This is a genomic window from Bogoriella caseilytica, assembly GCF_003752405.1.
Lineage (GTDB): Bacteria > Actinomycetota > Actinomycetes > Actinomycetales > Actinomycetaceae > Allobogoriella > Allobogoriella caseilytica.
The window spans coordinates 1-11603 of the sequence record NZ_RKHK01000001.1 but is presented as its reverse complement, the minus strand read 5'-3'; the positions used below and the strand labels follow the sequence as shown (position 1 = coordinate 11603).

The window sequence follows — 11603 nt, the reverse complement described above, 5'->3', positions numbered from 1 at the left end:
GGATCGCATCGCTGCCCCGCACGCCGACGAGGAGAGTCATGCCCCAGCTTCCGCAGCCGCAGAGCTACACGCTGCCGCCGGCTTCACCTGCCCACAACCACGGCCGAACCGTCGCCGCCTGGGTCCTGGTCTGGGCTGTCACCCTGGGCTTCCTGCTGTCCGGAGTCGGCCTCGCCCTCATTGGCGTGGTGGAGCCCGGGATCGCCTGGGGCCTGCTCATCGCCGGTGCCGCCGTGATCGTGCTCGGTCTCGTTCTCTCCGTGGGGATGCGGATGGCCGGATACGGCCAGCCCAAGGTTGCCGACATGGAAAAGCGCGACTGGTACGACGGCTGAGACCTGACCATCACACCCGATCCAGGCCCGGCTCCGGCCGGCCATGAGGGGGACTGACGCCGTGACCGTGCTCGATGACATCATCGCCGGCGTGCGGGAGGATCTCGCTGAACGCCAGGCCCGGACCTCGCTCGACCAGCTCAAGGAACGCGCTTCCCGTCTGCCCAGCGCCCGCGACGGCGTGGCGGCGCTGCGTGGCGGCGACGGCGCGCTGACCGTCATCGCCGAGGTCAAGCGAGCCAGCCCGTCCAAGGGCCACCTCGCGCCCATTGACGACCCTGCCGCGCTGGCCGCGGAGTACGAGGCCGGTGGTGCCGCTGCGATCTCGGTGCTCACCGAGCAGCGCCGTTTCTCCGGCTCGCTGGCCGACCTGGACGCGGTGCGCGCCACCGTGGACGTGCCGGTTCTGCGTAAGGACTTCGTCGTCACGCCCTATCAGGTGTGGGAGGCCCGCGCCCACGGCGCGGATCTTGTGCTGCTGATCGTGGCCGCGCTGGAACAGCAGGTGCTGACCAGCCTCGTCGAGCGCATCCACTCCCTCGGCATGACCGCGCTGGTCGAGGCCCACGACCGCGACGAGGCGCTGCGTGCCCTGGACGCCGGCGCGCGTGTGGTCGGCGTGAATGCCCGCGACCTCAAGACTCTTGACGTCGACCCCGGAGTGTTCTCCCAGGTGGTCAAGGTCCTGCCCGATTCGGTGGTGCGTGTGGCGGAGTCGGGCATCCGCGGCCCGCACGATGCCCTGGACTATGCCAGCCAGGGCGCCCACGCGGTGTTGGTCGGTGAGGCGCTCGTGACCGGAGGCAACCCCCGCGCGGCCATCTCCGACATGGTCTCCGCCGCCAGCCACCCCTCACTGCGTACAGGAGACCGCCGGTGACCTCATCCCCCTCCGCCCGCCCGCTCGAGGCCACTCCCGGGCCCTACTTCGGCGACTTCGGCGGGCGTTTCGTTCCCGAGGCGCTGATCGCCGCCCTGGACGACCTCACCGCCGCCTGGGAGGAGTTGCGCGTCGACCCGGACTACCTCGCCGAGATGGATCAGCTGCACCGCACCTATACCGGCCGGCCCAGCCCGATCACCGAGGTCCCCCGCTTCGCCGCCCACGGCGCCGAGGGCGTCCGCATCCTGCTCAAGCGCGAAGACCTCAACCACACCGGTTCGCACAAGATCAACAACGTGCTCGGCCAGGCTCTGCTGACCCGCAAGATCGGCAAGAAGCGCGTCATCGCCGAGACCGGTGCCGGCCAGCACGGGGTGGCCACCGCCACCGCCGCGGCGCTGCTCGGCCTGGAGTGCACGGTCTACATGGGCGCCGAGGACGTGCAGCGCCAGGCCCTGAACGTGGCCCGCATGCGGCTGCTCGGAACCGAGGTCATCCCGGTCACCACCGGCTCCCGCACCCTCAAGGACGCCATCAACGAGGCCTTCCGCGACTGGGTCACCAACGTCGAGACCACCAACTACGTGTTCGGCACCGCAGCCGGCCCGCACCCCTTCCCCGCCATGGTCCGCGACCTGCAGCGCATCATCGGTGACGAGGCGCGCGCACAGGTGCTCGACCTCACCGGCGCCCTGCCCGATGCCGTGCTCGCCTGCGTGGGCGGCGGATCGAATGCGATCGGCATCTTCAACGCCTTCCTCGACGACGACGTCCGCCTCATCGGCCTGGAGGCCGCCGGCGACGGCGTGGAGACCGGGCGCCACGCCTCCTCCATCACCGGCGGCGATCCCGGCGTGCTGCACGGCGCGCGTACCTTCGTGCTGCAGGACGATGACGGTCAGACCCGTGAGTCGCACTCCATCTCCGCGGGGCTGGACTACCCCGGCGTGGGGCCCGAGCACTCCTGGCTGTCCCAGCTCGGTCGCGCCGAGTACCAGCCGGTCACCGACGCCGAGGCCATGGAGGCCTTCCGCGTCCTGTGCCGCACCGAGGGCATCATCCCGGCCATCGAGTCCGCCCACGCGCTGGCCGGCGCCCTGCGGCTCAGCCGCGAGCTCGGCGCCGCCGGCGTCCCCTCGGGCCACGAGCCGGTCCTGCTGGTCAATCTCTCCGGCCGGGGCGACAAGGACGTGGAGACCGCCGCCAAGTGGTTCGACATGCTCCCGCAGCACGAGTCCGAGAACCTGAGCGAAGAAGGCGCCGATGTCTAGGTCCGCCGCCGCCATCGAAGCGCGGGCCGGAGACGGCACCGCCGCGCTGGTCGGCTATCTGCCCGTGGGATTCCCCGACGTCGAGACCTCAGTACGCGCGGCCCGCACTCTCGTGGACGCCGGCGCCGACGTCATCGAACTCGGCCTGCCCTACTCCGATCCCGGCATGGACGGCGAAGTCATCCAGCACGCCGTGCAGACGGCCCTGGACACCGGCACCCGCACCGCGGACGTACTCCGGGCCGTTGAGCAGGTGGCCGAGACCGGTGCCGCAGTGCTGGTCATGACCTACTTCAACCCTGTGCACCGCTACGGCGTCGACCGCTTCGCCCGGGATCTCGCCGCGGCCGGGGGAGCCGGCCTGATCACCCCTGACCTGATTCCCGATGAGGCGGGCGAGTGGATCTCCGCCGCCGAGGAGCACGACCTTGACCGGGTCTTCCTCGTCGCGCCGTCCTCGACCGACGAGCGTCTGGCGATGACCGCGCGGGCGTGCCGTGGTTTCGTCTATGCCGCCTCCACCATGGGCGTCACGGGCGCTCGTGCCAGCGTGGACGGGGCCGCCCAGGAGCTCGTCGCCCGGACCCGGGCAGCCGACGACAGGCACCATGTGTGCGTGGGACTCGGCGTGTCCACCGGTGGGCAGGCCGCCGAGATCGCGGGCTACGCCGACGGCGTGATCGTCGGCTCGGCCTTCGTCCGCGCCCTCGCCGGCGCCGCGGGGGACACCGAGGCGGGTCTGCGTGAGTTGCACAGCCTGGCCGCCGAGATCGCCGCCGGAGCCCACAGCGGCGGCACCGAGGGGGAGGCGCGATGAGCGCTCTGGCCGCCCTCTCCGCAGGCATCCCCAGCCCGCCGATCTCCGGCTTCGACCTGGGGCCCTTGCCGGTGCGCTTCTACGCGCTCGCGATCATCCTGGGCGTCATTCTCGGCGCCATGGTCACCGACCGCCGCTATACCGCCCGAGGCGGCCCTGAGGGCGCCACCTGGGACATGGTCATCATCATGGTCCCGATCGGCATCGTGGGCGCCCGGATCTATCACGTGATCTCCTCACCGTCCGCGTACTTCGGCGAGAACGGTGACCCGGTTCGCGCGCTGTACATCTGGGAGGGCGGCCTGGGCATCTGGGGCGGCGTGGCCGCCGGCGCCCTGGCCGCGTGGTGGATGCTGCGCAGTCGCGGGCTGTCCTTCACACGATTCGCCGACGCCGCCGCGCCGGGACTGCTCATCGCCCAGGCCGTGGGCCGGCTGGGCAACTACGTCAACCAAGAGCTCTACGGCGCCGAGACCGAGGTGCCGTGGGGGTTGCAGATCGATGCCTATCCGGGCGTGCTCTTCCACCCCACGTTCCTGTACGAACTGTTGTGGAATCTCGCGGCCGCGGCACTGCTCATCCTGCTCGACCGCCGCTTCCGCATCGGTGGCGGCCGGCTGTTCGCCCTGTACGTGGTGTTCTACACCGCGGGACGGGTCTGGATCGAGTATCTGCGGATCGACGACGCCGAGATGGTCCTGGGCCTGCGCCTGAACGTCTGGACCTCGATCCTGCTCTTCACTGCCGGGCTCATCGCCTACTTTCTGCTCGGCGCGCGCGAGCGGCGGCGCCGGGAGCAGGGCCAGCTCGACCTTGAGGAAGCAGAGGACGACGCGGCAGGTCAGGGCGTTGCCGACCCGGACTCGGCACCGGAGACCGAGCCCGAAACGCCGACGGCGGCACCGAATCCAATCTCGAAGAGTGAGACCGGGGGTGCTGTCCGTGAGACAGTGGATGGCGAGCCTGAGTCTCGATCAGGCCCTAGCGAGGGGTAACATCGCGCCCACACGGGACGACGGCGCCCCGCCCATAACGACTATGCGGAGCCGTGTCACCCATGGCTGCGTATCGAGGAGTACGCGGATGGAATCCATGCAGCAGCCGGAAGTATTTCCCGCCTTCCGTACGCCCGCGCATGCCATCTCAGGTGGCCTGTACTCGCCCGAGCGCGAGCACGACGCCTGTGGCGTGGCCTTCGTGGCCACCTTGCGCGGCACCCCGGGCCGCGACATCGTCGATGCCGGGCTGACCGCCCTGGAGAACCTCGACCACCGCGGTGCCGTTGGCGCCGAGGAAGACACCGGTGACGGCGCCGGCATCCTCACCCAGATCCCTGATGCCTTCCTGCGAGCGGTCACCGACTTCGAGCTGCCTGAACTCGGGCACTACGCGGCCGGCACGGTCTTCCTACCGGCCGAGACCGAGGAACAGCCTGCGGTGATCGCGCAGATCGAGGCGCTGGCCGCCGAGGAGTCCCTGCGTGTGCTGGGGTGGCGCGAGGTGCCCATCGATCCCTCGGATGTCGGGCCCTCCGCGCGAGAGACCATGCCCGCCTTCGCCCAGCTCTTCGTGGCACCGGCCGGCGAGTACGCCGAGGTCCACGGCATCGTGCTGGAGCGGATGGCCTACCGGCTGCGCAAGCGCGCCGAGCACGCGACCGGCTGCTACATCTCCTCGCTGTCCTGCCGCACCATCGTCTACAAGGGCATGCTGACCACGCCGCAGCTGCAGCGTTTCTTCCCCGACCTCACCGACGAGCGCTTCGCCAGCGAGATCGCCCTGGTGCACGCGCGCTTCTCCACCAACACCTTCCCCTCGTGGCCGCTGGCCCAGCCCTTCCGTCAGCTCGCCCACAACGGTGAGATCAACACGGTGCGCGGGAACCGCAACTGGATGACCGCGCGCGAGGGCATGCTGGCCTCCGAGGTGCTCGGCGACGTCGACGACCTGCTCCCGGTGTGCACCCCCGGTGCCTCGGACTCCGCCACCTTCGACGAAGTGCTCGAGCTGCTCCACCTCGCCGGGCGCTCCCTGCCGCACGCGATGCTGATGATGGTGCCCGAAGCGTGGGAGAACAACGACCAGCTCGACCCCGATCTTCGTGCCTTCTACGAGTACGCCGCCACCATCATCGAGCCCTGGGACGGCCCTGCCGCCCTGTGCTTCACCGACGGCACCCAGATCGGCGCCGTGCTGGACCGCAACGGCTTGCGACCGGGCCGCTACTGGGTGACCGACGAGGGCCTGGTGGTCCTGGCCTCCGAGTCCGGTGTGCTGGATCTGCCGCCCGAGCGCGTGGTGCGCCGCGGCCGGCTGGAGCCAGGCCGGATGTTCCTGGTGGACACCGCCGAAGGGCGCATCGTCGAGGACGAGGAGATCAAGCGCGACCTCGCCGAGGCCCACCCCTACCGCGAGTGGATCGAGGAGGGCACCGTTACCCTCGAGGATCTGCCCGACCGTGAGCACGTCGACCACTCGCGCCTGTCGGTGGTCCGCCGGCAGCAGACCTTCGGGTACACCGAAGAGGAGCTGCGCATCCTGCTCGCGCCCATGGCGGCCACCGGAGCCGAGGCCATCGGTTCGATGGGCACCGACACGCCCATCGCGGTGCTCTCCGCGCGACCTCGACTGCTCTTCGACTACTTCTCCCAGCTCTTCGCGCAGGTGACCAACCCGCCGCTGGACGCCATCCGCGAGGAACTGGTGACCTCGCTGGGCTCCGCGATCGGGCCCGAGCCGAACATGCTGGCCGAGACCCCCGCGCACGCGGCGAAGCTCAAGCTGCCCTTCCCGGTGGTCGACAACGACCAGCTCGCGAAGATCAAGCGCCTGGGCAGCACTCCTCGCTACGCCAAGGGTTTCTCCGCCGTCACCATCGAAGGGCTCTATCTCGTCTCCGGCGGGGGAGCGGCCCTGCAGGCCCGGTTGGCCGAGATCTGCGACGAGGTGGACAACGCCATCGCCGCGGGCGTCTCGGTGATCGTGCTCTCCGACCGGGAGTCCACCGCCGAACTCGCCCCGATTCCCTCTCTCCTGCTCACCTCCGCCGTCCATCACCACACGCTGCGCCGGCATACGCGCACCAAGGCCTCGATCGTGGTCGAGGCCGGCGACGTGCGCGAGGTGCACCACGTGGCCCTGCTGGTGGGCTACGGCGCGGCCTGCGTGAATCCCTACCTGGCCATGGAGTCCGCCGAGCACCTGGTGCGTTCCGGGCAGGTCTCCGGCGTCACCCCCGGCGAGGCGGTGAAGAACCTGATCAAGGCGCTCGGCAAGGGCGTGCTGAAGGTGATGTCCAAGATGGGCGTCTCCACCGTGATGTCCTATCGCGGCGCGCAACTCTTCGAGGCCGTGGGCCTGTCCGAGGACCTCGTCGGCGAGTACTTCACCGGCACCCCCTCTCCGCTGGGTGGGGTGGGCCTGAACGTCATCGCCGCGGAGGTCGCGGCCCGTCACGCGAACGCCTACCCGCCCTCGGGCATCGCCCCGGCGCACCGCACGCTGCGCATGGGCGGGGAGTACCAGTGGCGCCGCGAGGGCGAGCCGCACCTGTTTGATCCCGAGACGATCTTCCGGCTGCAGCACTCCACCCGCACCGGGCGGTACGACATCTTCAAGGCGTACACCCATGGCGTGGACGACCAGTCACGCCGGCTGATGACCATCCGCGGACTGCTCCGGCTCAAGACGGGCGAGCGGTCCCCTGTGCCGATCGATGAGGTCGAACCGGTCAGTGAGATCGTCAAGCGCTTCTCCACCGGCGCGATGAGCTATGGCTCCATCTCCGCCGAGTCCCACGAGACCCTCGCGATCGCGATGAACCGCCTCGGTGCGAAGTCCAACACCGGTGAGGGCGGTGAGGACACCGAGCGCCTGCGCGACCCGGAGCGCCGCTCCGCGATCAAGCAGGTGGCCTCGGGACGCTTCGGCGTCACGGCGGACTACCTCACCAACTCCGACGACATCCAGATCAAGGTCGCCCAGGGCGCCAAGCCGGGCGAGGGCGGTCAGCTTCCGGCCCACAAGGTCTACCCCTGGGTGGCCCGGACCCGGCACTCCACCCCGGGCGTCGGCCTGATCTCCCCGCCGCCGCACCACGACATTTATTCGATCGAGGACCTCAAGCAGCTCATCCACGATCTGAAGAACGCCAACCCGGCGGCGCGTATCCACGTCAAGCTCGTCTCCTCCATCGGGGTGGGCACCGTGGCGGCCGGTGTGTCCAAGGCGCGTGCCGACGTCGTGCTCATCTCCGGCCATGACGGCGGCACCGGAGCCAGCCCGCTCACGTCGCTCAAGCACGCCGGTGGCCCCTGGGAGATCGGCCTGGCCGAGACCCAGCAGACCCTGGTGCACAACGATCTGCGCGACCGGATCGTGGTCCAGACCGATGGCCAGATGAAGACCGGGCGCGACGTGATCATCGCCGCGCTGCTGGGCGCGGAGGAGTACGGCTTCTCCACCGCCCCGCTGGTGGTCGAGGGCTGCATCATGATGCGGGTGTGCCACCTCGACACCTGCCCGGTGGGTGTGGCCACGCAGAACCCGGAGCTGCGCTCGCGTTTCACCGGTCAGGCCGACCACGTGGTCAACTTCTTCGAGTTCGTCGCCCAGGAGGTGCGCGAGTACCTCGCCTCGCTGGGGCTGCGCTCTCTGGACGAGGCCATCGGTCTGGTGGATCTGCTCGATGCCTCCGAGGCCGTGGACCACTGGAAGGCCTCTGGGCTCGACCTCGCCCCGCTGCTCACCGCCGTCGAGCCGCATGAAGGTTCGGCGCTGCGGCAGGTGCGCACCCAGGATCACGGGCTCGAGGCCGCACTGGACAACGAGCTCATCGCCCAGGCCGCCCCGGCGCTGGAACGCGGTGAGCCGGTGCGGATTGAGGCCGAGGTGCGCAATGTGCACCGCACGGTGGGCACGATGCTCGGCCACGAGGTGACCAAGCGCTACGGCGCCGAAGGGCTACCGGCCAACACCATCGATATCCACCTCACCGGCACCGGCGGCCAGTCCTTCGGCGCGGTGCTCCCGCCCGGAGTCACCCTGCGCCTGACCGGGGACACGAACGACTACCTGGGCAAGTCGCTCTCCGGCGGACGGGTCATCGTGCGCCCCCACGAGGAGGCGCTCTTCGCGGCGGAGGAGAACGTCATCGCCGGCAACGTCGTGGCCTACGGCGCCACGTCCGGGGAGATCTTCCTGCGCGGAAAGGCGGGCGAGCGCTTCTGCGTGCGTAACTCGGGGGCTACCGCCGTCGTCGAAGGCCTGGGGGACCATGCCGCGGAGTACATGACCGGCGGAACGCTGCTGGTGCTCGGCCCCACCGGGCGGAACATCGGGGCGGGCATGTCCGGCGGCACCGCCTACGTGCTCGACCTCGACCGGGGCAAGATCAACCCCCTCGCGCTGGCCGGTGGTGAACTCATCCTCTCCGAGATCGATGCCGAGGACGTCTCCATTGTCACCGATCTGCTGCAGCGTCACGTCGAGGCCACCGGCTCCGTGGTGGCCGAACGCTTACTCAACGACCCGGCCGCTCTGAGTGCCCGGATCACCAAGGTCCTCCCGCGCCAGTACGCCGCCGTCTCTGCGGCCCTGGTCAAGGCGGCCGAGGACGGCCTCGACCCGGCCTCACCCGAAGTGTGGAACACGATCATGGAGGCATCCCGTGGCTGACCCCCAAGGCTTCCTGAAGTACCGCGAGCGCGAGACCCTGCGCTCACGTCCGGTGCCCGTGCGCATCCTGGACAACCGTGAGGTGTACGAGCGCCGGCAGGAGGACTCCCCGGCACTGGTGCGCCAGGCGACGCGCTGCATGGACTGCGGAGTGCCCTTCTGTCACTCCGGCTGCCCGCTGGGCAACCTCATCCCGGAGTGGAACGAACTGACCCGGCGCGAGGACTTCGCCACTGCCATCGAGCGGTTGCACGCCACGAACAACTTCCCGGAGTTCACCGGGAAGCTCTGCCCGGCACCCTGCGAGACAGCCTGCGTACTCGGCATCAACCAGCCTGCGGTGACGATCAAGTACATCGAGGAATCGATCATCGCCGAGGCCTTCGACCAGGGTCTGGTCGAGCCGCAGATCCCGCAGCGCCTGACCGGTCAGACCGTCGCCGTCATTGGGTCGGGACCGGCCGGCCTCGCCGCTGCCCAACAGCTCACCCGCGCCGGTCACACCGTGGCCGTCTTCGAACGCGATGACCGCATCGGCGGACTGCTCACCTACGGCATCCCGGACTTCAAGATGGAGAAGTCCCACGTGGACCGCCGCCTGGCCCAGATGGAGGCCGAGGGCACCCGATTCCGCCCCGGCGTCGATGTCGGCGGTACCGGGGAGGGGGCCATCAGTGGCGAGGAGCTGCGCGAACGCTACGACGCGGTGGTCCTCGCCATGGGATCGACCGTGCCCCGCGACCTCGACGCCCCGGGGCGAGACTTCGGCGGCGTGCACCACGCGATGCCCTACCTCACCCAGCACAACCGGGTGGTCGCCGGGCGTGAGGTTCCCGACCAGATCCTGGCCACCGGCAAGGACGTGGTGGTCATCGGCGGCGGTGACACCGGCTCGGACTGCTACGGCACCGCGCTGCGCCAGCAGGCCCGGTCCGTCACCCAGATCGACATCAACCCCATCCCGGACGAGGAGCGGCCCGCGGACCACCCGTGGCCCACCTACCCGCGGATCTTCCGCGTCTCCACCTCCCACGAGGAGGGCGGCGAGCGTATCTTCGGCGCCTCCACGGTGGAGTTCCTCGCCGATGACGACGGCAACGTCTCCGGGATCCGGCTGGTCGACGTCATTCGTGACAAGGACCGCAACGTCACCCCCATCGAGGGCACCGAGCGGGTGCTGCCCGCTGACCTGGTACTCCTTGCCCTGGGCTTTACCGGAGTGCCGGCCGGAGGACTGGTGGAGCAGCTCGGTATCGAGCTCGACGACCGCGGCCGGCTCACACGCAACGACGACTACGCCACCTCGGTGCCCGGGGTGTACGTGGCCGGCGATGCCGGGCGCGGCCAGTCGCTGATCGTGTGGGCCATCGCCGAAGGCCGGGCGGCGGCTGCATCCGTGGACCGCTACCTTCGTGGTGAGGACAGTGAGCTGCCCGTGCCGGTCCTGCCCTCCACGGCACCGGTCAGCGCGTAACTGGTCACAGGTCACCAACCGTTCACCCAGTTTGTGTCGTCGTTGTCCAAAACACCCCTTGAGAACACTTAGGCTTGGAGTTATGCGTAGAGCGAAGATCGTCTGCACCATCGGACCGGCGACAGCCTCAGCCGAGAAGGTCCAAGAGCTGGTCGATGCGGGGATGGATGTCGCCCGGATCAACCGCTCACACGGCAGCGCCGAGGAACACGAGGTGGTCTACCGGCACGTCCGCGAGGCGGCCAAGGCCTCCGGGCGCAACGTGGCCGTGTTGGTGGACCTGCAGGGTCCGAAGATTCGCCTCGGCAACTTCGCCGCCGGCCAGCACGAGCTGAACGAAGGTGACATCTTCACCGTCACCACCGAGGACGTCCCCGGTGACGCCGAGCTCGTCTCGACCACCTACCAGGGCCTGCCCGGCGACTGCCACGTGGGCGACCGCATCCTCATCGACGACGGCAAGGTCGCGGTGCGGGTCATCGAGGTCGATGGCCCGCGGGTGGTCACCCGCGTGGAGGTGCCCGGCCCCGTCTCGAACCACAAGGGCCTGAACCTGCCCGGCGTGGCCGTCTCGGTCCCCGCGATGAGCGAGAAGGACGAGGTCGATCTCCGCTGGGCGCTGAACTTGGGCGCGGACCTGATCGCGCTGTCCTTCGTGCGCTCGGCCAACGACATCGAGCCCGTGCACCAGATCATGGACGAGGTGGGCCGCCGGGTCCCGGTGATCGCCAAGGTCGAAAAGCCCCAGGCCGTCGACAACCTCGCTGAGGTCGTGGCTGCTTTCGACGCCGTCATGGTCGCCCGTGGTGACCTCGGCGTCGAGCTGCCTCTCGAAGAGGTGCCGTTGGTTCAGAAGCGCGCCATCGAGCTGTGCCGCCGCAACGCCAAGCCGGTCATCGTGGCCACGCAGATGCTCGAGTCGATGATCTCCAGCCCGCGCCCCACTCGCGCCGAGGTCTCCGATGTCGCCAACGCCGTCCTCGACGGCGCCGACGCGGTGATGCTCTCCGGCGAGACCTCCGTGGGTGACTGGCCGATCGAGACCGTGCGCACCATGGGCCGGATCGTGGAGAACACCGAGGAGCGCGGCGGCGACCGCATCGTGCCGTTGGGCTCGAGCCCGGCCACCCGCGGTGGCGTGATTACC

The 11603-nt window shown here is 69.6% G+C and carries 8 protein-coding genes; all 8 read left to right on the top strand.

The window, feature by feature from the left end:
* The first annotated feature begins 38 nt into the window (after positions 1-38).
* A complete protein-coding gene (locus EDD31_RS00040) occupies positions 39-335 on the top strand; it encodes an HGxxPAAW family protein (RefSeq protein WP_123302363.1) in 297 nt (98 codons plus the stop codon).
* Positions 336-402: 67 nt separating this feature from the next.
* Positions 403-1215, top strand: coding sequence for an indole-3-glycerol phosphate synthase TrpC (gene trpC / locus EDD31_RS00035; RefSeq protein WP_123304873.1), 813 nt, complete (start codon positions 403-405; stop codon positions 1213-1215).
* Positions 1212-2489 carry a tryptophan synthase subunit beta gene (trpB, locus tag EDD31_RS00030; protein WP_123302362.1) on the top strand — a complete coding sequence of 426 codons (1278 nt, stop codon included), beginning with the start codon at positions 1212-1214 and terminating at the stop codon, positions 2487-2489. The genes trpC and trpB overlap by 4 nt, the downstream gene beginning before the upstream one ends.
* On the top strand, positions 2482-3306 hold the full coding sequence (trpA, locus tag EDD31_RS00025; protein WP_123302361.1) for a tryptophan synthase subunit alpha: 825 nt from the start codon (positions 2482-2484) through the stop codon (positions 3304-3306). Before trpB ends, trpA begins: the two co-directional genes overlap by 8 nt.
* On the top strand, positions 3303-4301 hold the full coding sequence (lgt, locus tag EDD31_RS00020; RefSeq protein WP_123302360.1) for a prolipoprotein diacylglyceryl transferase: 999 nt from the start codon (positions 3303-3305) through the stop codon (positions 4299-4301). Before trpA ends, lgt begins: the two co-directional genes overlap by 4 nt.
* 97 nt (positions 4302-4398) lie before the next feature.
* On the top strand, positions 4399-8982 hold the full coding sequence (gene gltB / locus EDD31_RS00015; RefSeq protein WP_123304871.1) for a glutamate synthase large subunit: 4584 nt from the start codon (positions 4399-4401) through the stop codon (positions 8980-8982).
* A complete protein-coding gene (locus EDD31_RS00010; protein ID WP_123302359.1) occupies positions 8975-10456 on the top strand; it encodes a glutamate synthase subunit beta in 1482 nt (493 codons plus the stop codon). Before gltB ends, EDD31_RS00010 begins: the two co-directional genes overlap by 8 nt.
* An 82-nt stretch (positions 10457-10538) precedes the next feature.
* On the top strand, positions 10539-11603 hold a 1065-nt coding region (pyk, locus tag EDD31_RS00005), incomplete at its 3' end, for a pyruvate kinase (RefSeq protein WP_123302358.1).

Excerpts from the sequence above, each read along its gene's own strand:
- EDD31_RS00040 (WP_123302363.1), top strand. The coding sequence starts at position 39 with ATGCCCCAGCTTCCGCAGCCGCAGAGCTACACGCTGCCGCCGGCTTCA.
- trpA (WP_123302361.1), top strand. The coding sequence starts at position 2,482 with ATGTCTAGGTCCGCCGCCGCCATCGAAGCGCGGGCCGGAGACGGCACC.
- lgt (WP_123302360.1), top strand. The coding sequence starts at position 3,303 with ATGAGCGCTCTGGCCGCCCTCTCCGCAGGCATCCCCAGCCCGCCGATC.
- gltB (WP_123304871.1), top strand. The coding sequence starts at position 4,399 with ATGCAGCAGCCGGAAGTATTTCCCGCCTTCCGTACGCCCGCGCATGCC.